This is a genomic window from Sphingomonas sp. CCH21-G11 (assembly GCF_001555965.1).
GTDB lineage: Bacteria > Pseudomonadota > Alphaproteobacteria > Sphingomonadales > Sphingomonadaceae > Sphingomonas.
Genome location: NZ_LSHX01000024.1, coordinates 1 through 24,348, shown reverse-complemented (window position 1 = coordinate 24,348; position 24,348 = coordinate 1). Strand labels below are relative to the sequence as shown.

Here is a 24,348-nt window from a genome sequence, read left to right as displayed (position 1 = left end):
CGCCGGCCCCGTGCTAGCGTGAAGCCCGGTCACGGGCAAGCGGGTGGGCATACCCGATCTTCCAACCGGGATGGTTTGACCGATGCGCGCGGTGGCCTATGCTGGGGTTGGCGGGCACGGAAGGTTTGACAACGCACATGACCGAAGCTGTGACGGCCGCAGTGCCGCCATCCCGCCGGGTGCGGACCGGCACGACCCTGTCCTTCGGTGTCGGCGCGATCGCCTATGGCGTGAAGGACAACGGCTTCGGCACCTTCCTGCTGCTCTTCTACAACCAGGTGATCGGGCTGCCGGCGGCGTCGGTGGGCTTCGCGATCATGTGCGCGCTGATCCTGGATGCGTTCATCGACCCAGCGATCGGCGTCGCGTCCGACCGAACCCGCACCCGCTGGGGCCGGCGGCACCCGTGGATGTACGCGTCGGCGCTGCCGATCGCGATCGGCTGGCTGCTGCTGTGGAACCCGCCGGCATGGTCGCCCGGCGCGACGCTCGCCTGGCTGTTCGCGACCGCGGTGATGGTTCGGTCGGCGGTGTCGGCCTATGAGGTGCCGAGCCAGGCGCTCGCACCCGAGCTGAGCGCCGATTATGACGAGCGCACGCGGCTGACCGCCTATCGCTATCTGTTCGGCTGGCTGGGCGGACTGGTCGCGCTGCTCGCCGCCTATACGGTTTTCCTGGTGCCGGAGACGCCCGGCGCGGACGGGTTGGCCAATCGCGGGGGCTATGCGAGCTATTCGGTCGCCTGCGCCGTGGCGATCATGCTCGCCATCCTGATCTCCGCAGCGGGCACGCACCGCGAGATCGCGTCGCTGCCCCGGCAACCGGCGGTCGAGGGCGGCATGGGCCAGGCGTTTCGCGAACTGGTGGAGGCGGTGCGCAACCGGGCGTTCGCGGTGCTGATGCTCGCGGGGCTGTGCGTGTACACCAACCAGGGCATCAGCTTTGCCCTGTCCAACTATCTCTATTCCTATGTCTGGCAGTTCGGCACGGGGGCCTTCACCGTGCTGGCCGGCGTGCTGTTCGCGGGCGTCGTCATCGCGTTCGCCATCGCCGGGCGCGTCGGTGCGCGGATGGGCAAGCCGCGCGCGGCGGCGATGTTCACGCTGTTGACGGCGATCCTGGCGACGCTGCCCTATTGGCTGCGGCTTGCCGGGTGGTTCCCGGCGGTCGACAGCCCGATGATGCTGCCGGTGCTGTTCGGCATCTATGTGCCCAACACGGCGTGCAGCGTGGCGGCGATGATCCTGGGCGCGTCGATGATGGCCGATGTGGTCGAACATTCGGAAGTCACGACCGGCCGCCGTTCCGAAGGCGTGTTCTTCGCGGGGTCCTTCTTCATCCAGAAATGCACCGGCGGCGTCGGCATCTTTCTCAGCGGGCTGATCCTGTGGGCGGCGGATTTCCCGCAGAATGCGGTCCGGGGCGCGGTGCCGGTCGACGCGCTCGACCGGCTGACGCTGATCTTCTCGATCGTCTATCTGGTCATCGGGCTGGTCGGGACCGCAGTGTTCGTGCGCTTTCCCTTTGGCCGGGCCGAGCATGAGGCCCGCATCGCCCGGCTCGCGGCGGCTGGCGCGGAAGCGAAAGGCGTGTTATAACGTTTGTATGACCAAGCCCTTGAAACTGATCAAAATCGGCAATTCGACGGGGATCGTTTTGCCGAAGGAATTGCTTGCCCGGCTTCGCGTGGAGCTTGGTGACGAGCTGTTTGTGAGCGAGGTCCCCGAAGGATTCACGATCAGCAAGCGTGACCCGGATTTCGAGGCCCAGATGGAGGTTGCACGCGAGGTCATGGCGCGCCGTCGTGCCGCGCTTCGTGAGCTTGCCAAATAGTGCCTCGCCAATGGGTGTGGGTGGACGTCGGCGTGGCCGTTGCCGCTCATCACGAACAGCTGGCCGAGCATGGCGGCGCCGCAGGGCTGCGCGACGAAAACATGCTACACAGCGCCATGGCGCGGCCGTTGAACCTGATGGCCTACGGCGACCCTGACGCGGCGGAGCTTGCCGCCAGCTATGCGTTCGGGATCGCGCGGAATCATCCGTTCGTAGATGGCAACAAGCGAACCGCAGCGGTGGTGAGCGAAACCTTCCTTTCGCTGAACGGCTATCGATTGGACTGCAGCGATGCGGAGCTGGTGGTGACATTTCTCGCTTTGGCGGCGGGAGAGCTCGGGGTTGATCAGCTTACGGACTGGTTCCGCGCACATTTGCGGCAGGATTGAGCCACAAGCGATCGGCTTCCCGCTGAGGCAGCGCATGGACCCCGAATCAAGTCCGGGGTGACGGGAAGGGGTGGGCGCGGCTGAATGGCTTGGGGCGGCCGACAGAGACGTTTTTCCGCGCCCCGTAACGGAAATGCCCGCCGGACACATGGTCCAGCGGGCACCCTTTCCTCCCCAGGAAACTTGAACGAAGGTGCGGCTTATGCGGCTTCTTTCTTGAACTGCGCGGCCTCGGTCGATTCGGCGAGCGCGGTGGTCGAGCTGGCACCGCCCGCAAGCGTTGTCGCGACCAGGTCGAAATAGCCGGTACCGACCTCGCGCTGGTGGCGGGTCGCGGTGTAGCCGTTGGCTTCCGCCGCGAATTCGGCCTGCTGCAGCTCCGAATAGGCCGCCATGCCGCGATCCTTGTAGCCGCGCGCCAGCTCGAACATGCCGTAGTTCAGCTGGTGGAAGCCGGCGAGCGTCACGAACTGGAACTTGTAGCCCATCGCGCCGATCTCGCGCTGGAACCGCGCAATGTCGTCCTTGTCGAGATTCTTCTCCCAGTTGAAGCTGGGCGAGCAGTTGTACGCCAGCATCTTGTCGGGAAACTGCTTCTTGATCGCTTCGGCAAAGCGGCGCGCATCGTCCATGTTGGGCTTCGACGTTTCCCACCACAACAGGTCGGCATGTTCGGCGAAGGCCAGGCCGCGCTTGATGCAGTGATCGACGCCGGTGCCGTCCTTCAGGCGGAAAAAACCCTCGGGCGTGCGTTCGCCCGTCAGGAATTCGTGATCGCGCTCGTCGACGTCGCTGGTGATCAGCTTGGCGCTTTCCGCATCGGTGCGCGCGCAGATGATCGTCGGCACACCGGCGACATCGGCGGCGAGGCGCGCGGCGTCGAGGTTGCGGATATGCGCCTGGGTCGGGATCAGCACCTTGCCACCCAGATGGCCGCACTTCTTCTCGCTCGCCAGCTGGTCCTCGTAATGCACGCCCGCAGCGCCGGCGGCGATATACGCCTTCATGATCTCATAGCAATTGAGCGGGCCGCCAAAGCCGGCTTCGGCATCGGCGACGATGGGGGCGAACCAGTCGCGGGTGGCGCCACCCTCCGAATGCTCGATCTGGTCCGCGCGCTGCAGCGTCGCATTGATCCGCCGCGCCAGTTCCGGGCCGGCATTTGCGGGATAGAGCGACTGGTCGGGATACATCTGGCCGGCGGTATTGGCGTCCGCGGCGACCTGCCAACCCGACAGATAGATCGCCTTCAGGCCGGCGCGCACCATCTGCATCGCCTGATTGCCCGACAGCGCGCCGAGCGCGTTGATGTAGTCTTCGCTTTTCAGCAGTTCCCACAGCTTTTCCGCGCCCTTGCGCGCCAGCGTATGTTCGATCGTGATCGATCCGCGCAGCTTGGCGACATCGTCGGCGCTGTACGGCCGCACGATGCCGTCGAAGCGCCCGGCGGGAGCGGGGACGAGGTCGTTGAAGCTGGCCATCTGTCGTTCCTTTACAATCTTGCGCCCGAAACGCCGCGTGATGCGTGCCGACTACCCCCGATATTTTGCAGACGCGAACGAAATGCGGGCAAAATCGGGTGTCGGTGTCGCGGATCGCCCGCCGCGGCTTGTCAGCATGTAAATATGCGTACAAGCTGCACATATGGCAGAAGGCAAGCTGTTCGCCGGGCACGCGGTGCGCCGGCTGCGCCGCGCAGCGGGGCTGACCCAGGCGGCGATGGCCGCCGCGCTCGGTATTTCGCCCAGCTATCTCAACCTGGTCGAGCGCAATCAGCGGCCGATCTCCGCCGCCCTGCTGGTCGCGCTCGCCCAGCAATTCGATTTCGACCCGCGCAGCATCGCGGCGAGCGAGCCGGGCGGCGGGGTCGAGGCGCTGCGACGACGGCTGGCGGATCCGATGTTCGCCGACCTGGCGATCGACCGGGGCGAGCTTGATGCATGGGTGGCGGCGGCCCCGGGCGGGGCGGAGGCCTTTGCGCGCGCGTTCGACCGGGCAGGATCGGGCGCGCCGGCGGCAGGAGACGGCGACGATCCGCAGCTTGCCGCGCGGCGTGCGGTCGAACGCTGGCGCAACTATTTTGCCGACCTGGACGGTGCGGCGGAACGGCTGGCCGACGACCTGCGCGTCGCGGGCGGCGACCCCTATGGCGCGATGGCAGACCGGTTGCGGGTCAAGCACCAGCTGTCGGTGCGCGTCCTGCCGGTGGAGGTGATGCCCAACCGGCTGCGGCGGCTCGACCTGCACGCGCGGCAGCTGCAGCTGTCGGAGATGCTCGATCCGGCATCGCGTGTGTTCGCGCTCGCGACGCAGCTCGGACAGCGTGAGGCGGCGACCGAGATCGACGCGCTCAGCCGGGGCGCGGCCATCACCGATCCGGTCGCGGAGCGCCTGTTCCGCCGCTACCTGGCCGGCTATTTCGCGGCGGCGGTGATGATGCCCTATGCACGCTTCCACCGTGCGTGCGAGGCGACGGGGTACGACATCGAGTTGCTGATGCGCCGGTTCGGCGCGGGGTTCGAGCAGGTCGCGCACCGCATGACGACGCTGCAGCGCGTCGGCGCGCGAGGGCTGCCCTTCTTCATGCTGCGAGTCGACCGGGCGGGGCAGATTTCCAAGCGGCTGGCGGGGGCGAGCGGCGCGCCGCTGGTCGAGGGCGGGGGGCTGTGCCCGCTATGGGATGCGCTGGACGCGTTCGCGCGGCCCGGCGACCTGATTACCCAGTTGGTGGCGCTGGAGGATGGCAGCCGCTGGTTCACGCTGGCGCGAACCGTGCAGCCGCAAGGCGCGCGGGTCGGCGCGGTACGCGCGCGCTTTGCGATCGTGCTGGGGCTGGCGGCGGGCGACGCGGTCACGCTGGCGGCGGCACGCGGCCAGGATCTGGCGGGGCGCGCCGCGCCGACGGGGCTGGGATGCGCACGCTGCCTGCGTGCCGATTGCCCCCAGCGGTCGCTGCCGCCGCCGGGGCGGACGCTGGTCGTCCACGATCGCGAGGCGGGGCTGACCCCGTTCGTGTTCGCGGACGATTGATCCAGCGCGCCAGCGGCTCAGTTCTGGAGGTCGCGCCCGGCTTCTTCCAGCTCCTCGCCGGCTTCACGCGTACCGTTGTCGATCGCGGCACCGGCGGCATCGGCGGTGTTCTCGGCTGCCTGGAAGGCATCCTGGCTCGCCGCGCTGACATCGTTGGCGGCTTCGCCCATCGTCGCTTCGGCATCGGCGGCGACGGTTTCCGCGGCCTCCGACGTTTCGTCCTGAGCGCGCTCCGAACAGGCGCCCAGCGTCAGGGCGGCGGTGGCAACGGCGATTGCGAACACGGCTTTCTTCATGGATTTCCCTCAAAAAAAACATGGTGACGAACGGCGCGTATGGCCCCGGAGGGCACACGGATCCCGATGGGCCGGGCCGATCGGTATCGGAGGTGCAACGAGCAATCCGGCCGAACGATCCATTGACCTCATATAAAGAAATCTTTATATCATATCCATGGCCAATGCCCTCGACCTGTTTCGCGCGCTGGGCGACCCGACGCGGCTGCGCATCCTTGCGCTGCTGCGCTCTATGGAGCTCGCCGTCGGCGAATTGGCGCAGGTGCTGGGGCAAAGCCAGCCGCGCGTGTCGCGGCACGTGAAGATCCTGTGCGATGCCGGCGTCGCCGAACGGCGCAAGGAAGGCAGCTGGGTGTTCGTCGCACTGGCCGAAGGCGCGCGGATCGATGCGTTGATCGACGCGATCGATGCCTGGCCGCTCGGCACGCTGGGGCGCAATGTCGAGGCCGATGCTGCGCTGCTCGCCGCGGTGCGCGCGGATCGCGCGGCCGCGGCGGCGCAGTGGTTCCAGGACCATGCCGGCGAATGGGATGCGATCCGGTCGCTCCATGTCCCCGAAGCCGAGGTCGAGGCGATGATGGCGCGGCTGTTCGGCAACGGCTCGCTCGGCCGGCTGGTCGACATCGGCACGGGGACGGGCCGGATGCTGGAACGCTTCGGGCCCCTTGCCGAAAGCTCGATCGGGATCGACCGCAGCTCGGAAATGCTGCGGCTGGCACGCGCCAAGCTGAGCGAGCGTGGGCTGGCCGCCGCCGAGCTGCGTCAGGCGGATTTCCTGGCGCTGCCGGTCGAGGACGGCGCGGCCGACACCGCGATCCTGCACCATGTGCTGCATTTCGCGCAGGCCCCCGAAGCGGTCATCGCGGAGGCCGCGCGCGTGCTGCGCGCCAACGGCCGCTTGATGATCGTGGATTTCGCCCCGCACGCGCGCGAGGAACTGCGCACCCGCGACGCGCATGCGCGGCTGGGTTTTTCGGACGAGCAGGTGATCGGCTGGTTCGACGAGGCGGGGTTGATGCCGACGCGGACCGAGACGCTGGAGGGCGGGGAATTGACGGTGAAGATCTGGCTGGCGCGCAAGGCGGCCGGTCCTGTGTTGGAGGTTGAGGCGGCATGACCCTATCGGTTCCCCAGCTCGAGGAAGCGCGCCGCGCGCTCGACGCGCCGCTGTTCGCCGACCTGGCGGGCGATGCGCAGGTGAGCTTCGAGTTCTTTCCGCCGCGCACCGAGAAGATGGAGGCGGCATTGTGGGACGCGGTGACGACGCTGGCGCCGCTGGGCCCGCGCTTCGTTTCGGTCACCTATGGCGCGGGCGGATCGACGCGCGAGCGCACCCACGCGACGGTCGCGCGGATCGGGCGCGAGACGCCGATCCCGGCGGCGGCGCACCTGACCTGTGTCGAAGCCTCGCGCGAGGAGATTCACGCAGTCGCGGAGGAATATTGGGCGGCCGGCGTGCGCCATATCGTGGCACTGCGCGGCGATCCGCCGGAAATGGGCGCCAGGTTCGTGCCGCACCCCGACGGCTACGCGAGCGCGGCCGACCTAGTCGCCGGCCTGCGCCGCATCCGCCCGTTCGAGATTTCGGTGGCCGCCTATCCGGAGGCGCATCCCGAAGCCGTCAGTCAGGCGAGCGACATCGACAATCTGAAGCGCAAGCTGGACGCGGGCGCGACGCGCGCGATCACGCAGTTCTTCTTTGAGGCGGAGACGTTCTTCCGCTTTCGCGACGCCGCCGCAGCCGCGGGCATTTCGGCGGAGATCGTGCCCGGCATCCTGCCGGTGTCCAACGTCGCCCAGACGCGCAAGTTCGCCGGCATGTGCGGTGCGGCGATCCCGCAATGGATGGACCGGCTGTTCGAGGGGCTGGACGACCATCCCGCCGCGCGCCAGCTGGTCGCGGCGACGGTGGCGGCTGAACTGTGCCGCAAGCTTTATGCGGGCGGGGTGCGCCATTTCCATTTCTACACGCTCAACCGCGCCGAACTGAGCTTTGCCATCTGTCACCTGCTGGGGCTGAGGGCACGGCCGGTGGCCGGGCTGGCGGCGGCTTAATTCAACGAGGAACCCAAAGCGCCGTTCGTTTCGAGCGAAGTCGAGAAACGTCGACCCGGTCCCGCGTTTCTCGACTTCGCTCGAAACGAACGGGGAAGAGATCATCCGGTTTACCAGGTGCAGCGCCCGGGCATCGACAACCATTCAAGGCATACGGATTAGATATGACCGCCAGAGAAGCCCTGCTCGCCCAGGCCCGCACCCGCATCCTGATGACCGATGGTGCGTTCGGGACCGAGATCCAGAACTGGAAGCTGGCCGAGGCCGATTATGCCGGCACGCTGGGGCTGAGCCACGACCAGAAGGGCAATAACGACATCCTGGCGCTTACCGCGCCGCATGTGCCGGAGACGATCACGCGCGCCTATCTGGACGCCGGGTCGGACATCGTGTCGACCAACACGTTCAGCGCCAACCGGATCAGCCAGGCGGACTATGGCGCCGAACATCTGGTGCGCGAGATCAACGTCGCGTCCGCGCGGATCGCGCGCGCCTGTGCCGATGCGGCGGCGGCGAAGGACGGGCGGCCGCGGTTCGTCGCGGGTGCGATCGGCCCGACCAACAAGACGCTGTCGTTGTCGCCCGACGTCAACGATCCCGGCTATCGCGAGATCGATTTCGACACGCTGAAGCAGGTGTATCGCGAGCAAGTCGATGCGCTGGTCGAAGGCGGGGTGGACTTCATCCTGATCGAAACCGTGTTCGACACGCTGAACGCCAAGGCGGGGATCATGGCGGTGATCGAGGCGGAAGCGGCGCTGGGTCGCGACCTGCCGATCATGCTGTCGATGACGCTGACCGACCTGTCGGGGCGCAATCTGTCGGGGCATACGGTCGAGGCGTTCTGGCACGCGGTGCGTCACGCGCGGCCGGTGACGATCGGGCTCAACTGCTCGTTCGGGGCGGAACAGCTGCGCCCGCACGTCAAGGTGCTGGCCGGCATCGCCGATACGCTGATCATGGTCTATCCCAATGCCGGGCTGCCAAATGAACTGGGTGCCTATGACGAGCTGCCCGAAACGACTGCCACGCTGGTGCGCGAATGGGCGGAAGCGGGGCAGGTCAACATCCTGGGCGGCTGCTGCGGATCGACGCCGGCGCATATCCGCGCGATTGCCGATGCCGTTGCCGGGATGGCGCCGCGCGTGCTGCCCGAGCCGCCGGTGATGACGCGCCTCGCCGGGCTGGAGCCGTTCACCATGGCGGCCTGACCCTTCAAAGCCCTCTCCCCGTCGGGGAGAGGGTTGGGAGAGGGGATGAAGCCAAGTCTCACCTCCCGCTCGACTTCCCCTCTCCCCGACCCTCTCCCCCACAGGGGAGAGGGAGAAGGAATGAAATGACCACGCCTCCCTCCTCCACCAATTTCGTCAATGTCGGCGAGCGCACCAACGTCACGGGCTCCGCGGCGTTCAAGAAGCTGATCATGGCCGGCGATTATGCCAAGGCGGTCGAGGTTGCGCGCCAGCAGGTCGAAAACGGCGCGCAGGTGATCGACGTCAACATGGACGAGGGGCTGCTCGACGCGGTCCACGCCATGACCACCTTCCTGAAGCTGATCGCCGCCGAGCCCGACATCGCGCGCGTGCCGGTGATGATCGACAGCTCGAAATGGGAGGTGATCGAGGCCGGGCTGAAATGCGTGTCGGGCAAGCCGATCGTCAATTCGATCAGCATGAAGGAGGGCGAGGCGCAGTTCCTGGAGCATGCGCGCAAATGCATGGCCTATGGCGCGGCGGTCGTCGTCATGGCGTTCGACGAGGTCGGGCAGGCCGACACGAAGGACCGCAAGGTCGAGATTTGCGCGCGCGCCTACAAGCTGCTGACGGGCATCGGCTTCCCGCCCGAGGACATCATCTTCGACCCCAATGTGTTCGCGGTCGCCACGGGGATCGAGGAGCATAACAACTACGCGGTCGACTTCATCGAGGCGACGCGCGAGATCAAGGCGCGCTGCCCGCATGTCCATATCTCGGGCGGGCTGTCCAACCTGTCGTTCAGCTTTCGCGGCAACGAGCCGGTGCGACGCGCGATGCACAGCGTGTTCCTGTATCACGCCATCCCCGCCGGCATGGACATGGCGATCGTCAATGCGGGGCAACTCGACATCTATGACACGATCGATCCCGAACTGCGCACCGCGTGCGAGGACGTGGTGCTCAACCGCGACCCTGAGGCCGGCGACCGGCTGGTGGCGCTGGCCGAACGCTATCGCGGCACTGATGCGGTGGCGGAGAAGCAGGCGGCGGAATGGCGCGGCTGGGGCGTGTCGCGTCGGCTGGAACACGCGCTGGTCAAGGGCATCGACCTGCATGTCGTCGAGGATACCGAGGCCGCGCGGATCGAGGTGGCGGCGCGCGGCGGCCGCCCGATCGAAGTGATCGAAGGGCCGTTGATGGACGGCATGAACGTCGTCGGCGACCTGTTCGGATCGGGCAAGATGTTCCTGCCCCAAGTGGTGAAATCCGCCCGCGTGATGAAGAAGGCGGTCGCCCACCTGCTCCCCTATATCGAGGCGGAGAAACAGCCCGGCGCGCGCGGCAAGGGCAAGGTGATCATGGCGACCGTCAAGGGCGACGTGCACGACATCGGCAAGAACATCGTCGGCGTGGTGCTCCAGTGCAACGGCTTCGACGTCGTCGACCTGGGCGTGATGGTGCCGTGGTCAAAGATTCTCGACGCCGCGAACGAGAATGACGCCGACATGATCGGGCTGTCGGGCCTGATCACGCCGTCGCTGGACGAAATGGTGACGGTGGCGGAGGAAATGCAGCGCGCCGGCATGACCATGCCGCTGCTGATCGGCGGGGCGACGACGAGCAAGGTGCACACCGCGCTCAGGATCGCGCCGGCCTATGCGGGCCCGGTCGTCCATGTGCTGGACGCCAGCCGCGCGGTCGGCGTGGCGACGACCTTGGTCTCCGACACCCAGCGCGACGATTTCGTCGCGAAGGTCGCCGACGAATATCAGGCCGTGCGCGACGCGCGCGAGGGACGGACGCAAAGCGAGCTGGTGCCGATCGCGCGCGCGCGCGACAATGCGTTCGAGGCCGACATGACGCTGAAGCCCGCCGCGCCCAGGCAGCCCGGCGTCCATGTGTTCCGCGACTGGGACCTCGCGGATCTCAAGGACTATATCGACTGGACCCCGTTCTTCCGCGCCTGGGAACTGCACGGCAATTATCCCGCGATCCTCGACGACGCGGTGGTGGGCGAGAGCGCGCGCAGCCTGTTCGCCGACGCGCAGCGGATGCTGGACCGCATCATCGCGGAGAAATGGCTGGTCGCGCGCGGGGTGTGCGGCCTGTGGCCGTGCGCGCGCGACGGCGACGACGTCATCCTGCATCTCGACAGCGAGGAAAATGTCCGCCTGCCCTTCCTGCGCCAGCAGGTCGCGAAGCGCGAGGGCCGCGCCAACATGTGCCTCGCCGATTTCATCAGCCATGATGGTGACTGGATCGGCGGCTTTGCGGTGTCGATTCACGGCATCGAGCCGCATCTGGCGCGGTTCAAGGCGGCGATCGACGATTATTCGGATATTCTGTTGAAGGCGCTGGCTGACCGGCTGGCCGAGGCGTTCGCCGAGCGGCTGCACGCGCATGTCCGCACCGACCTGTGGGGCTATGCGGCGGGCGAGCAGCTGACCGGCGAGGCGCTGATCCGCGAACAGTATCGCGGCATCCGCCCGGCGCCCGGCTATCCGGCGTGCCCCGACCACAGCCTGAAACCGATCCTGTTCAAGCTGCTCGACGCGCATCATGCGACGGGGATCAGCCTGACCGAGAGCTTTGCCATGCTGCCGACGGCGGCGGTCAGCGGCTTTTATTTCGGGCACCCCGACGCGGCGTATTTCGGCGTGGCGCGGGTGGGGCGCGACCAGCTGGAGGATTATGCGGCGCGGCGCGGGGTCGATCTGGCGACGGCGGAACGCTGGCTGCGGCCGAACTTGGATTGAGCGAAGCGTGAGGGATTAAGGCTTCTCGAAACGGGGCAACCCAACCCGTCGCCCCGGCGGAGGCCGGGGCCGCTCACCAAGGTTGCGCCACCCTGCCAGTGGCCCCGGCCTTCGCCGGGGCGACGGCGTTATCCTGCGCGCCCCACGACCCCCGCCAGCCGCTTCAGCCGGGGCGCGACCATCGGCACGGTCAGCATCGTCGATCCCACCGCCATCAGCAGCAGCGCGGTGAACGTCGCGTTCGTAATGATCTGACGATCGAGCAGGATGTTGGCGAAGATGATCATGATCAGCGCCTTGGTCTGGAGCAGCCAGCCGATGATCGCCGCTTCGCCCCGCGCCCAGCCGAGGATGCGCCCGGCGAGGTGGACCCCCGCCAGCTTGCCGGCGACCGACGCGACGAGCAGCAACGCGGCGGCGGCGAATACCGCCGTGCCCCCGACATCCCATCGGGTGCGCAGGCCCGTCGACAGGAAGAAGACCGGCATCATCGCCAGCAGCACATGGTTGCGGAACAGGTCCATGCGCGCCTGGTCGAACCATTTCGCATCGAGCACCGCGCCCGCCAGAAACGCGCCGACCATGAAGTGGATGCCCGCCCAGTCGGCGGCGAAACCACAGCCCGCCAGCCAGATCAGGCTGACATACCAGCGGTCGCGTTCATCGATCCGCGCCATCACGCGCCGCATCAGCAGCGCGGCGGCCGCGAAGCCGCACAGAAAGCCCGCCTGGCGCCCGACGCGTGCCCAGTCGAGCAGGATGATCGCGAGCACGCCCCAGATCGCGATGTCGTCCAGGCTGGCATAGCGCAGGATGCGCTGGCCGACGGGCGCGCGCAGCACGTCCAGCTTTTCCATGAGCAGGACGAGGATGGGCAGCGCGGTGACCGCGCACGCCATGCCGATGCCGAGCACCACCTGCCACGGTGCGCCCTGTGCTCCCGCCCAACCGGGAAAGCGCAGCATGACCAGTGCCGCCACACCGCCGAAGGCGAGTGGGGTCACCAGCGCGAGGCCCGCGGTCACGCCGGTTTCGCGCCGCTTTGCCCAGGCCTGGCTGAGGTCGAGTTCGATCCCCGCGATCCAGACGAACAGCATCACCGCCCACCAGGCGATGCCGTTCAGCGCGGCGATGACCTGGGGGTTGAAAACGAAGGCATAATAATCGGGAAAGGCCGCCCCCAGCACGCCGGGGCCGAGCAGGATGCCGCCGACAATCTGGACCACCACGAGCGGTGCCCAGTAATCGGTGCGCCCCAGCCGCCAGGCGAGATAGGGCACGCTGAAGATCAGCAGCATCGCGATGAGGAAAATCTCGGTCGTCGTCATCGCTTGCGGTCTGGCGTCCTCCCCTGGCGGCGGGCTTTACCGGCGTGCGCGCCCGCCAACAAGTCCGGCACCCGCCGTCCCGCGCCCCTTGTCCGGCGATGGCGACCCGCTACACAGTCGAGGACGAGTGGAAGAGGGGAAATTCATGGTCAGCCGCGCCGACCCGGTCGCCTATGTCGAGAGCGAGGACGAGCCGTCGCCCGCGGAGATGCGCCTGGTCATCACCGCGTCGTCGCTTGGCACCGCGTTCGAATGGTATGACTTCTTCATCTATGGCACGCTGGCCGCGTCCGGCATCATCGGCCGCACCTTCTTCCCGAGCGGCAATGAAACATTGCAGGCGCTGCTCGCCTGGGCCGGCTTTGCGGTCGGCTTCGGCTTCCGGCCGCTCGGCGCGATCGTGTTCGGCTATCTGGGCGACCGGCTGGGACGCAAATACACGTTCCTGGTGACGATCACGCTGATGGGCGTGGCGACGGCGGGCGTCGGGCTGGTCCCGGGCTATGCGACGATCGGGATCGCCGCGCCCGCGATCATCATCCTGCTGCGCGTGCTGCAGGGGCTGGCGCTGGGGGGCGAATATGGCGGTGCGGCGATCTATGTCGCCGAGCATTCGCCCCGCGGCAAGCGCGGTTTCCACACCAGTTTCATCCAGGCCAGCGTCGCGGGCGGCTTCATCCTCAGCCTGATCGTCGTGCTCGGCTTCAAGGGCGTGTTGCCGCGCGAGGTGTGGAACGACTGGGGCTGGCGTCTGCCCTTCCTGTTCTCGATCGTGCTGCTCGCCATTTCGCTGTGGATGCGGCTAAAGCTGTCCGAAAGCCCCGTCTTCGCCAAGATGAAGGCGGCGGGCCAGATGTCGGCCAACCCGTTTCTCGAAAGCTTCACCTATCCCGGCAACAAGCGCCGCCTGCTGATCGCGTTGTTCGGCATCGCGGCGGGCCTCACGGTCATCTGGTACACCGCGATGTTCTCGGTCCTGTCGTTCCTGCAGGGGCCGATGCGGGTCGAGGAGACGACCGCGCAGCTGCTGGTCGGCGGCGGGGCGATGGCGGGGCTGGGCTTCTTCATCCTGTTTGGCCGTATCTCCGACCGCACCGGGCGCAAGCTGCCGATCACGCTCGGCTATTTCGCGACGCTGGTGCTGCTGTTCCCGATTTTCTGGACGATCGGGTCGGCGGCCAATCCCGGACTGGCGCGCGCGTCGGCGCATGCGCCGATCATCGTGTCGGGGCCCAACTGTGCGTTCGATCCGTTCGCGAGCGTCCAGGCCGACGAATGCGGGCGGGTGCTCGACTATCTGTCCAAGCGCGGCATCAGCTACACGACCGAGGTGACGCCGGTGCTCGCCATGTCGATCGGCGGCACGCCGGTGCCCGACCGGATGATGGCCAGCCTGGACGACGTGCTGCGCGCCAACGGCTATCCGGTCGACCCGGTGGTGCCGCCGGCCGGGCACATCGTCGTCATCCTGTTGTCGATCATCCTGCTGAGCGCGCTGGCGGGCGCGACCTATGGGCCGGTTGCCGCGCTGCTGACGGAGATGTTCCCGGCGCGGATCCGCTACAGCTCGATGTCGATCCCCTATCATATCGGCACCGGCTATTTCGGCGGGTTCCTGCCCTTCATCAGCCAGTACATCGTCGCGCGCACCGGCGATCCCTATGCCGGGTTGTGGTACACGATGGCTGTCGTGGTGGTCGCGCTGGCGGTGACGCTGGTCGGGTTCAGCTATGGCCCGCCGCGCGGGGTGGAGGATCGCTGATCGCCGCGCGCGGGCTGGCGCATCGCCGCGCCCGGCGTTATCCGCCGCGACGATGATCGATCCGACGCCGCCGCCCGCCGCCCCCCTTCGCCTGATGCTGGACGGCGCGGCGCTGTGCGACAATTGGCGGGCATTGGCGCGAATGAGCGGCGCGGCGGTGTGCGGAGCGGCGGTCAAGGCCGACGGCTACGGGCTGGGCGCGCGTGCGGTGATGACCCGGCTGGCGGCGGCGGGATGCCGCGATTTCTATGTCGCGACCTGGGCAGAGGCGCTGGCCGTCGCCGATCTGGGGCTGGAGATCGCGGTGCTGCACGGGGTGCGGGCCGACGACCTGGCCGTCGCCATGGCCGCGCCCGCCCATCTGCGCCCGGTGTTGAACAGCGTCGACCAGGTCGCCCGCTGGCGCGACGCCGGCGGCAGGCGCTGCGACGTGATGATCGATACCGGCATGAACCGGCTGGGCCTGTCGCCGGCGGAAGCGGGCGGCGGCGCGCTGGCAGGTCTGACGATCGACACGCTGATGAGCCACCTGGCGTGCGCGGACGCGCCCGACGACGCGATGAACGCGCGCCAGCGCGATGCGTTTGCGGCCATGGCGGCGGGAGTGCCGGCGCGGCGGCGCAGCCTCGCCAACTCCGCGGGGGTGGCGCTGGGGGCGGATTATCAGTTCGACCTGACCCGGCCGGGCCTCGCGATCTATGGCGGCGTGCCGGTCGCCGCCCTGGCGGACGCGTTGCGCCCGGTCGTAGGGATCGCGGCGCAGGTGTTGCAGTGCCGCGACATCGCGGCGGGGGATGCGGTCGGCTATAATGCGACCTTCACCGCCGCGCAGCCGATGCGGCTGGCGACGCTCAACCTGGGATATGCCGACGGTTATTGGCGCGGATTCAGCGGCGTCGGTCGGGTACGGATCGGCGGCGACGTGCGCGCGGTGCTTGGCCGGGTGTCGATGGACCTGACGATCGTCGATGTAACGGGGCTGGACGCGCGCGAGGGCGACTGGATCGCCGTCGATTATGGCTTGCCCGAAGCGGCGGCGGCGAGCGGGATGTCGCAATATGAGCTGCTGACCGGGCTGGGCCGACGGTTCGAACGGGTGTGGTGCTGACACGAAAAAAAGGGCCGCCCGCCTTGTGGCGGACGGCCCGGAATGCGTTGAACGAACGGATCAGTAGCGAACGCGCGCCGTGATCGCGAAACGGCGTCCGAACGGGTCGTTGACGGATGCCGGGGCGATGATCCCGAAATATTCCTGACCGACGCGGTTGGTCAGGTTGGTGACCGAGCCGCTGAGCTGGAACGTTTCGTTCACGTCGAAGCTGATGCTGGCGTCGATCGTCACGTAATCGTCATACTGGTCGAATTCGCGGTTGTCGTTCGGGCCAGGGGCGCGATTGAAGCGCGAAACGAGCTGTTCGCCGGTATAATTGATGTTGGTCGAGATCGCGAAGCTGTCGTTGAAGTAACGCAGACGCAGCTGACCCTGGAATTCCGGATCGCCAAGGATGCCGTCCGAACGTGCCGGTGCGATACCCGTCGTGTCGACGATACGGCGCTTCACGTAGAACAGGCTGCCCGCCATCGAGACGCTGCCCGGCACCTTCAGGCCGGTGAGCTTGGTGACATAGTCGGCCTCGGCCTGAATGCCCTCGAACAGGACACGCTGGCCGTTGACGAAGCCGCTGGTCACCGCCGGATTGGCGGGATCGGCGGGAACCTGGCCATTCGCATCGCGACGGATTTGCGAGCAGAAGCTGTTGCCGTTCGCCGGATCGTCGGCATTGAAGTTCGCATTGTCGAAGCAACCCGAAACGATCTGTGCGACGGTCAGGTTGGCGATCGGCTGGCTCAGATCGATATCGAGATAGTCGACCGAAACGACCAGTCCGGGGATGAAGCGCGGCCGCACGACCACGCCGAAGGTGAAGCTGTTGGCTTCTTCGTTCAACAGCGCCGAGTTGCCGCCTGAACGACCCGGCACGGTTGCCGTTGCCGCGCTGAGCGGGGTCGCGTTGGGGAAGCGGGCGAGGAAGGCGGCGCAGTTGCGCGACCGGATGTCCGGCACCGGACCCGCGTTGATGTTCCCCGGCGCGCAAAGGTCGGCGACTGTGGTGAAGGTATTGGTCACCGGCGCGAACAGCTCGACGACGGCGGGTGCGCGGAACGACTTCGTATAGTTGCCGCGGAACTGGACGTCCTTGATCGGCGAGAAGGTGCCGCCCGCCGCCCAGGCAAAGAACCCGCCGTTCACGGTGTTGTCGACATAGCGACCGCGCGCGAACAGTTCGAGATTGTGGAAGAAGAAATCGTTGTTCGGCGTGAAGATCGGCAAGTTAATTTCGCCGAACACTTCATCGAGGTTGAACGAACCACTGGTCGGCAGGATCGCGACCGAACGGCCCAGACCTTGCTGCAGGAAGGGATCGGGAACGAAATTTGCGCTTTCGTCGCGGTGTTCATAGCCGACGTTGAAGCTGACCGGGTTGCCGAACAGGTCGAAGGGCGAGCCGCCGACGTTGGCGTTGATGACCCATTGTTCGACGCGGCTGTTGGCGATGGTGTCCTGGATCACATAGGCCGAGGCCGCACGCGACGGCGCACCTTCGCCGAAAACGCTCAGCGGGACGCAGCGCGCGTCGGCCGTGGGCGTGAAGCCCGGCGTTGCGTTGACCGTCGGGTTGGTCACGCAGCCGTTGATCGCGTTGACGAAGTTCTGCTGGTTGATCTGCTGAGAGATATCCCGATAGTCGGTGCGGCCCCACGTGCCTGTGACTTCGAAGTTGAACGAGCGCCCGAACGCCTCGAACGTGCCGTCGGTGCCGCCGACGACGCGATACAGGTCATTTTCCGAAACGCCGGTCGCGTCGCCGAGGTCAAGGTTGATGCGGCTGACGCGGAAGGTCGAGTAGCCGTTGGCGACCAGGAGGTTGCGCGCCTGGGTCGACAGCAGCGGGTTGTTGACGCTGAAGGTCAGCGGGCCGCTGGCACCGCCGAACAGCGTCGACTGGAACGACTGCTGCTGGATCAGCTCGTCGCCGCGACCGTTGAAGTACAGGCCCTCGGCGAACACGCGGATATTGTCGGTCAGCTCGTAATTCGTGAACAGATTGGCCGAAATGCGGCGGACATTGCTGGTGATCTGGGTGAAGTCGTTGAAGACGAAGCCGTCACCGTCCGAGTTGCGTGAAGCCGCGGCCGTGATGACGCCGCCATACAGCGTGCCGCGGTCATACGGGATCAGCGTGCCGTCCGGCGCGAACTGGTAATTGAAGTCGAGCGGCCGCAGCGCGCCGATGTTGGCGATCACGCCGCCGCGGCTGAGCGAGGGGATGCCCGCGCGGGTCACCAGCACGGTGCCGGGGAAGCCGTCGCTCGCGCTGTCGTTGAACCCGATGTTCGGATTGATGCGGCCGTCGTTGAGCGGCGTACGACCCGCCGGCCCGAGCTGCGCCGCCAGAGCCGAGGTCGGGTTCAGCTGGCCGCCGACACCATTGCGCAGGAAAGGCCGGTCGTTGGTCAGGACGCCGTCGACCTCTTCATAGCTCGCCGCGATCGAGATGTTGCCCCGACCGCCGGCAAAATCGTGGCCGTAGCCGGCCGAGAAATTGTACCGGAAATTGTCACCATATTCGGTGACGGCGGCGGTGCCCTGAATCTCCAGCTTGTTGAACCGGTTCTTCGTGATGACGTTGAGCGTGCCCGCGATTGCGTCCGAACCGTAAATCGGGGCGCCGCCGATCGCGACGCGGTCGATTCGCTCGACCAGGATCGGGTTGACGATGTTGAGGTCGACCTGCGTACCCGGCGCGGCGTTGCCGAAGATGGTCGTGACGTTCGACGACACCACGCGGCGGCCGTTGATCAGGGTCAGCGTGCGGTTCGAACCGAGACCGAAGGAGTTGATGAAATTGACGCCCTGGCCGAAACCGCCCTGCGCGCCGTTCGGCGTGACCGAGCCGCGGAAACCCGGCAGTTCGTTCAGCGCGTCGGCGACGTTGGTCAGACCGCGGTCTTCGAGATACTGGGAACCGATCGAAATGGTCGGTTCGAACAGATCGAACGACGTGCGGCGGATGCGCGAGCCGGTGACGACGATCTCTTCCGGATTCTCATTCTCAGTTGCCGGAAGCTCGCGGCTTTCTTCAGTCGTTTCCTGGTCCTGCGCGATGGCGGACTGAGGGAAAAACGCAACGGCGCCGGCAAGCGCCGTTGCAGACAGCAACTGGCTGATTTTCATTTTCATTGACCCCATGGTTGTCGTGCGTGGCAGCGATTTCCACCGCTTCGTCGCTAACTGATGGGATTGTTCAGATTCTGGCAAGGTTTCGCCGCGGGAACGAAACGAATTTAGCCCGAACCTGTGGTACCAATGTCACATTGCTGCAATGCAAAATAAATGGCGCGCGCGAATCGTTCGCGCACGCCACCTTTCGCTTTCCAGATATTACGTGAGTGCAACCGCCGGGCGAATCGCCCTCAGCGTTCCACGCACATCGCGATTCCCATGCCGCCGCCGATGCACAGCGTGGCGATTCCCTTTTTCGCGTCGCGCCGGACCATTTCGTGGAGCAGCGTGGTCAGCACGCGCGCGCCCGATGCGCCGATCGGATGGCCGATCGCGATCGCGCCGCCGTTGACGTTGATCCGGTCGGGGTCCCAACCCATTTCCTTGCCGACCGCCAGCGCCTGGGCGGCGAACGCCTCGTTCGCCTCGATGAGGTCGAGATCGGCGATCGTCCAGCCCGCCTTCTCGAGCGCGCGCCGGCTCGCGGGGACCGGGCCGATGCCCATGATCGACGGATCGACGCCCGCCGACGCCCAGCTGGCGATGCGGGCCAGGATCGGCGCGCCCCGGCGCTCGGCTTCCTCGCGGCGCATCACGACGAGCGCGGCCGCCCCGTCATTGAGTCCGCTGGCGTTGGCGGCGGTCACCGTCCCGTCCTTCTTGAACGCAGGACGCAGGCCCGACACCCCGTCGATCGTCGCCCCGGCGCGGATATATTCGTCCTGGTCGATGACGGTGTCGCCCTTGCGGCCCTTGACCGTCACCGGCGCGATCTGGCCGGCGAAGCGGCCTTCGCTGCGCGCGGCTTCCGCCAGGTTCTGCGAGCGGACGGCGAATTCGTCCTGCTCGCCGCGCGTGATCTGATATTGCTCGGCCAGGTTCTCCGCGGTCATCCCCATGTGATAGCCGTTGAAGACGTCCATCAGCCCGTCCTTGATCATCGTGTCGACGAGGCTCAGGTCGCCCATCTTGGTGCCGGGGCGCAGCGACTGGGCGTGCGGGCTCATCGACATCGATTCCTGGCCGCCCGCGACGACGATGGTCGCATCGCCATTGGCCACCGCCTGGGCCGCGAGCGCGACCGCGCGCAGGCCCGATCCGCAGACCTGGTTGACGCCCCATGCCGGCACTTCCTTGGGCACGCCGGCCGCCATCGACGCCTGGCGCGCGGGGTTCTGCCCCTGCGCGGCGGTGAGCACCTGGCCCATGATGACTTCGGACACCTCATCGCCGCTGACGCCCGACGCCGCCAGTGCCGCCTCGATCGCGACCCGCCCCAGTTCGTGCGCGGGGGTGGCGGCGAACGCGCCCAGGAAACTGCCGACGGGCGTGCGCTTGGCGGCGGTGATGACGATGTCGGTCATGGGCATGGGCTCCTGTCGCGGGTTGACGCCCTCTGGCGGGGCACCGATCTGAGTCGGATCGCGCCTATCTAGCGAGCGCGATCCCCGATAACCAGTCCGCGAGCGGTGCCCAGAGCTGGTCGCGGGCGCGCTGGCCGACGACCATACCGACATGGCCGGCATCGAGCGGGCGGACCTCGCCGCGACCGAGCGCACTGGCGGCGGGGACGATGCGGTCGTTGCGCGCGACGAACTCGATTGTCGGGATGTCGATCGCGTGCGGATCGACCGGCGTGCCCGCAACCTGCCACGCGCCGCGACCGGGCGTATCGGCGGCGAAGAACTGCTCGAACATCTGCGCGCCCGCGCCATAGGTCAGCGGCGCGCCGCCATTGGCCCAATCCTCCAGCACCACGAAGTCGCGCGCGGCCGCGTCGTCAGGATCAAGCGTGGCGAAACGTTCGTATTTGGCGATCGTGCGCGCGGGATCGAGCTGCCAGAAACAGGCCTGCAGCACCTCCATCGGGACCAGTCCCAACGCGTCGCATACCGGCTGCGTCTGGGCCCAAAGCCGCCCGATCTGCGCGCGCGCAGGCTCGCCAAAGCCCGAATAGTGCCACGGCGCGGCGATGAGGGCGAGGGCGGCGACCGGGCGCAGCGCCGCCGCCGCGATCGCCATCGTGCCGCCCAGGCAATAGCCGACCAGCAAGGGTTCGGCCCCCGCATCCTGCGTCACCGCGTCGATCAGCGGGACGAGCCGGTCGGCGACGTGCGCGGAGATATCCTCGTCGCGCTCGGCGGGATCGGGCGTGCCCCAGTCGACCAGCATCGCGCGCAGCCCGCGCGCGGCCAGCCACGCGACCAGCGAGCGGCCAGGCGACAGGTCGAGGATGAACGGCGCGTTGATCAGCGACGGGACCAGCAGCACCGGCCGCCCCGATGCCGCCGCGCCGCCATGGTCACGCACGCTGACCCGACCGCACCGCGCAATTTCCCGGCCCGCCGGCGCGCGCGCCACGCGCGGCGCGGCCTGATAGGCGGCGAGCCCGGCCAGTGCGGCGCGGCGGCGCGCGGCGCATGCTGCGGTTTCCCGCTGCAACATGGCAAGAAACAGGGGCAGGGGGCGGGGGCCGTGTTGCGGTGCCGCAAGAAATGATGATAGGCTCGGATCTGACACAGTCGAGGGCTTTCATCCCATGAAGAAGCAATCCGCCGCGGGCGGTCCCGTCATCATCAAGAAATACGCCAATCGCCGGCTCTACAACACCGAAACCTCGTCCTACATCACCCTCGACCACCTCGCCGCGATGACTCGCGAGGGGCGCGACTTCAAGGTGATCGACGCGAAGAGCGAGGAGGACATCACGCATAATGTCCTGACGCAGATCATCATGGAAGAGGAAGCGCGCGGCCAGACGATGCTGCCGGTCAATTTCCTGCGCCAGCTGATCGCGCTTTATGGCGATTCGATGCAGGCGATGGTGCCGGGCTATCTGGAAGCGTCGATGGAGAGCTTTCGCCGCAACCAGGAACAGTTCAAGTCGGCGGTCGAGGGCGCGTTCGCCAATTCGCCGTTCGCCGAAATGGCCAAGCGCAACATGGCGATGTTCGAAGCCGCGACCTCCGCATTCAAGCCGGGCGGGTCGCCCAGCGACGCGGCGCCCGCAGCACCGACAGCCGAGGGCGGCGTCGGCAAGGACGCCGAAATCGCGGCGCTGCGTGCCCAGTTGGCCGACCTGCAATCGAAGATCGAAAAGCTGGGCTGACGCCGACCGGGGGCGGCGGGGCGCGTTCATTGTCCCGGCCCAAGCCGTTAAGCGCCGGCCAATTTCAGCCAGGCCGTAGACGCAAAAGCTGCCGGTCGGCTGTCGACCCCATCGCGGACATAGCGAGAAGGATTGCAGTCCACCCGAGACCGGACGTAGTCGTGACAGATGCATATACGGCCATTCGAGGCTTCAGACTCCGAGGCCCTCGCCAGTCTTTTTCATGCGTCGGTCCGTCAAGCTGGGCTGGCCTATTATTCCTCCGAACAGGTTGATGCGTGGAGCCCGTCCAAGCCTGAGCCTGACAAGTACGTGCAGCAGGCTCGCGACAGAATATTCTTGGTTGCCGTCGATGACGATGGTGCCCTAGCAGGGTATGGGGACTTGGAGGCGAATGGACATATCGATCACCTGTATTGCCGACCCGATATAACGGGACAGGGTGTCGGCTCGGCGATCTATGCGGCATTGGAAAGCGCGGCCAAAGCAGCTGGGATAACGACGCTTTTCGTCGAAGCGAGCGAAGGCGCTCGCCGTCTTTTCGAACGTCGAGGCTTCGTTGTCGAAGCTCGCAACGACTTCACCTACAATGGCGTTGCCATGCACAATTACAGCATGTCAAAATTGATCGACTGACCGAGCTTAACGTTTGTTGTCTCCTCGCTTGGAGTGCAACCCGACAGTCCGCTTTCCACCCAGTTCCGGCCGGCCGGTCCTCCCGCCGAAATCCGCCGTTCATCCGCTCACGACCTCGATCGACCTCAGTGCGTCTCTCGGGCCTCGTGCTGAGGGCCAGCCTGCGCCGGGCGAGCGGAAGCCCCGGAGTTGCCGATGCGGCCCGGTGGAGTCCGGTACGAGGTCGGGTTGACGACGCGACGCCGGTCGGGGCCTGCCTCCCGTGTCCTTTGCCGGTCAGCTTTCGGGCGAAAGAAAAGGGGCGCTGCCGGCCGGCAGCGCCCCTCAATTGTTGGCATGACGCCGTGCTGGTCAGGCCGGCTTGCGGAACTTGATCGTCATGCGGTCGCTTTCGCCGATCGCCTCGTACTTGGCGCGATCCTTGTCCTTCTCGGCGAAGTTGGGGGGCAGCGTCCACACGCCCTGGGGATAGTCCGCGGTGTCCTTCGGGTTCGCGTTGACCTCCGACTGGCCGACCAGCTCGAAGCCCGCCGCCTTGGCATAGGCGAGGACCGAACTGGTCTTCATATAGCCGCTCTTTTCCTCGGCCGCACCGTCGCGGCTTTCGGGCAGGCGGTGTTCGACGACGCCCAGCGTCCCGCCCGGCTTCAGCATCTTGAAGATCGCGTTGAACGCGGCCTGGGTCTGATCGGTGCCACCGAAGCGCCAGTTATGGACGTTGCGGAAGGTCAGCACCACGTCGGCGCTGTTATCGGGCACGGTTGGTTCGCCGTCCTTGGCCGGAAACGCCGCCATCTTGACCGCGCCATAGGTCGCGGCGTCCTTTTCCTTGAGCGCGTTCAGCCCGCGAAAACCGTTGGGCATCGGCGCGGCGGCATAGAGCGTGCCCTTGCCCTTGGTCAGCGGCGCCAGGATCTCCGTATACCAGCCGCCGCCGGGCCACAGCTCGACCACGGTGTCGGTCGGCTTGACGCCGAAAAAGGTCAGCGTCTCGACCGGGTGGCGATATTTGTCGCGCGCCATATTGGCGGGCGTGCGGGTCGGCGCCTTGACCGCCGCGGCGATCGGGCTTTCCTCATGATGATTGGCGACGGCGATGCCGGCCGCGCCGGCAATGCCGACGCAGGACGCAAGGGCGGCGATCAGGACGAAACGGGTGCGCATAACGGCTCCTCAGCTACGGGGGGTCTTGTCGTGCGGCAGTGATGGGATAGGGGCGGTCGCGATGCAAGTCGGACTCTGGATCGCCGCCGCGCTTTCGCTGGCGCTGGCCGTCGTGGCGGGCGTGGCGGAGCGCCGCCGGTTCAACCGCCGCGATCCCGACCGCGCCGGTTTCATGCCGTGGAACCTGATCCAGGTGATGGCGCTCCTCGCCGCCGTGGTGCTGGCGGCGCTGGCGATCACCGGCGGGCTGCCGTGAGCGGCGGTGGCAAGGTTTCGGTCGCAATGCCCGCGGATTTCGGCGAAAAGGACGGCAATGCGCCGCACCGCGCGCATCCGCTTCACCCCAGGGCTCGTTTCGCGTGTTTCAGCCGGTCGATCCAGTTCATCGCCTGACCGCCGCACCGCCCGATCGGGGTTGGCGCGGACGCTGGCGATCGCGGCTCGGCCCGCGCGCCATCGCGATCCTGTTCGCACTGGCGGTCGAGGTGTTGCTGCTGCTGGTTCTGCTG

20 protein-coding genes are annotated in these 24,348 nt (G+C 67.0%); 13 read left to right on the top strand and 7 right to left on the bottom strand.

Features of this window, described 5'->3' with window-relative positions:
- Positions 1–137 precede the first annotated feature (137 nt).
- From AX676_RS05220 to AX676_RS05210, 3 genes are read left to right on the top strand one after another with little or no spacing between them, the layout of a single operon-like run.
- Complete coding sequence (locus AX676_RS05220) at positions 138–1,598, top strand: MFS transporter (RefSeq protein ID WP_082731019.1); 1,461 nt, start codon at positions 138–140, stop codon at positions 1,596–1,598.
- A gap of 7 nt (positions 1,599–1,605) precedes the next feature.
- Positions 1,606–1,833: an AbrB/MazE/SpoVT family DNA-binding domain-containing protein gene (locus AX676_RS05215; protein WP_066480443.1), complete on the top strand. Its 228-nt coding sequence runs from the start codon at positions 1,606–1,608 to the stop codon at positions 1,831–1,833.
- Between the two features lie 20 nt (positions 1,834–1,853).
- Entirely contained in the window at positions 1,854–2,222 is a 369-nt protein-coding gene (locus AX676_RS05210; RefSeq protein WP_231726113.1) for a type II toxin-antitoxin system death-on-curing family toxin, read from the top strand.
- A 200-nt stretch (positions 2,223–2,422) separates the two neighbouring features.
- On the opposite strand, the gene aceA is transcribed toward AX676_RS05210, so the two are convergent.
- On the bottom strand, positions 2,423–3,703 hold the full coding sequence (gene aceA, locus AX676_RS05205; RefSeq protein WP_066480446.1) for an isocitrate lyase: 1,281 nt from the start codon (positions 3,701–3,703) through the stop codon (positions 2,423–2,425).
- 163 nt (positions 3,704–3,866) lie between these two features.
- On the opposite strand from aceA, the gene AX676_RS05200 reads away from it, so the two are divergent.
- The gene (locus tag AX676_RS05200) at positions 3,867–5,252 is read left to right on the top strand and encodes a helix-turn-helix domain-containing protein (RefSeq protein ID WP_066480449.1); all 1,386 of its coding nucleotides are present in this window, start codon (positions 3,867–3,869) and stop codon (positions 5,250–5,252) included.
- A 17-nt stretch (positions 5,253–5,269) separates the two neighbouring features.
- Here AX676_RS05200 and AX676_RS05195 read toward each other — a convergent pair whose 3' ends face one another.
- Positions 5,270–5,548 (bottom strand): hypothetical protein, encoded by a 279-nt coding sequence (locus AX676_RS05195; protein WP_066480450.1) that lies wholly within the window; start codon positions 5,546–5,548, stop codon positions 5,270–5,272.
- A gap of 157 nt (positions 5,549–5,705) precedes the next feature.
- On the opposite strand from AX676_RS05195, the gene AX676_RS05190 reads away from it, so the two are divergent.
- From AX676_RS05190 to metH, 4 genes are all read left to right on the top strand, one after another.
- Positions 5,706–6,665, top strand: coding sequence for an ArsR/SmtB family transcription factor (locus AX676_RS05190; protein WP_066480451.1), 960 nt, complete (start codon positions 5,706–5,708; stop codon positions 6,663–6,665).
- Complete coding sequence (gene metF / locus AX676_RS05185; protein ID WP_066480452.1) at positions 6,662–7,603, top strand: methylenetetrahydrofolate reductase [NAD(P)H]; 942 nt, start codon at positions 6,662–6,664, stop codon at positions 7,601–7,603. The genes AX676_RS05190 and metF overlap by 4 nt, the downstream gene beginning before the upstream one ends.
- A 164-nt stretch (positions 7,604–7,767) precedes the next feature.
- Positions 7,768–8,814, top strand: coding sequence for a homocysteine S-methyltransferase family protein (locus AX676_RS05180; RefSeq protein WP_066480453.1), 1,047 nt, complete (start codon positions 7,768–7,770; stop codon positions 8,812–8,814).
- 125 nt (positions 8,815–8,939) lie between these two features.
- Entirely contained in the window at positions 8,940–11,555 is a 2,616-nt protein-coding gene (metH, locus tag AX676_RS05175) for a methionine synthase (RefSeq protein ID WP_066480454.1), read from the top strand.
- Between the two features lie 128 nt (positions 11,556–11,683).
- Here metH and AX676_RS05170 read toward each other — a convergent pair whose 3' ends face one another.
- Positions 11,684–12,883 carry a cation:proton antiporter gene (locus AX676_RS05170; protein ID WP_066480455.1) on the bottom strand — a complete coding sequence of 400 codons (1,200 nt, stop codon included), beginning with the start codon at positions 12,881–12,883 and terminating at the stop codon, positions 11,684–11,686.
- A 208-nt stretch (positions 12,884–13,091) separates the two neighbouring features.
- Between AX676_RS05170 and AX676_RS05165 the strand changes: the two genes are divergently transcribed.
- Together AX676_RS05165 and alr are read left to right on the top strand one after the other, a co-directional pair.
- Positions 13,092–14,645 carry an MFS transporter gene (locus AX676_RS05165; protein ID WP_082731021.1) on the top strand — a complete coding sequence of 518 codons (1,554 nt, stop codon included), beginning with the start codon at positions 13,092–13,094 and terminating at the stop codon, positions 14,643–14,645.
- A 52-nt stretch (positions 14,646–14,697) separates the two neighbouring features.
- Positions 14,698–15,753 carry an alanine racemase gene (gene alr / locus AX676_RS05160; protein WP_066480457.1) on the top strand — a complete coding sequence of 352 codons (1,056 nt, stop codon included), beginning with the start codon at positions 14,698–14,700 and terminating at the stop codon, positions 15,751–15,753.
- Positions 15,754–15,813: 60 nt separating this feature from the next.
- Here the strand turns inward: alr and AX676_RS05155 are convergent, their stop codons facing one another.
- The 3 genes from AX676_RS05155 to AX676_RS05145 all read right to left on the bottom strand — a co-directional run bounded on the left by AX676_RS05155 (position 15,814) and on the right by AX676_RS05145 (position 21,375).
- A complete protein-coding gene (locus AX676_RS05155) occupies positions 15,814–18,882 on the bottom strand; it encodes a TonB-dependent receptor domain-containing protein (RefSeq protein WP_066480458.1) in 3,069 nt (1,022 codons plus the stop codon).
- Between the two features lie 239 nt (positions 18,883–19,121).
- Positions 19,122–20,294 carry an acetyl-CoA C-acetyltransferase gene (locus AX676_RS05150; protein WP_066480459.1) on the bottom strand — a complete coding sequence of 391 codons (1,173 nt, stop codon included), beginning with the start codon at positions 20,292–20,294 and terminating at the stop codon, positions 19,122–19,124.
- Positions 20,295–20,358: 64 nt separating this feature from the next.
- Positions 20,359–21,375, bottom strand: coding sequence for an alpha/beta hydrolase (locus AX676_RS05145; RefSeq protein ID WP_156437755.1), 1,017 nt, complete (start codon positions 21,373–21,375; stop codon positions 20,359–20,361).
- Between the two features lie 94 nt (positions 21,376–21,469).
- Between AX676_RS05145 and phaR the strand changes: the two genes are divergently transcribed.
- Positions 21,470–22,039 (top strand): polyhydroxyalkanoate synthesis repressor PhaR, encoded by a 570-nt coding sequence (gene phaR / locus AX676_RS05140; protein ID WP_066480462.1) that lies wholly within the window; start codon positions 21,470–21,472, stop codon positions 22,037–22,039.
- Positions 22,040–22,207: 168 nt separating this feature from the next.
- A complete protein-coding gene (locus AX676_RS05135; protein ID WP_066480464.1) occupies positions 22,208–22,675 on the top strand; it encodes a GNAT family N-acetyltransferase in 468 nt (155 codons plus the stop codon).
- Positions 22,676–23,026: 351 nt separating this feature from the next.
- Here the strand turns inward: AX676_RS05135 and AX676_RS05130 are convergent, their stop codons facing one another.
- Positions 23,027–23,839, bottom strand: coding sequence for a class I SAM-dependent methyltransferase (locus AX676_RS05130; RefSeq protein WP_082731020.1), 813 nt, complete (start codon positions 23,837–23,839; stop codon positions 23,027–23,029).
- A 61-nt stretch (positions 23,840–23,900) separates the two neighbouring features.
- On the opposite strand from AX676_RS05130, the gene AX676_RS05125 reads away from it, so the two are divergent.
- On the top strand, positions 23,901–24,095 hold the full coding sequence (locus tag AX676_RS05125; protein WP_066544159.1) for a hypothetical protein: 195 nt from the start codon (positions 23,901–23,903) through the stop codon (positions 24,093–24,095).
- Positions 24,096–24,348: the final 253 nt, after the last annotated feature.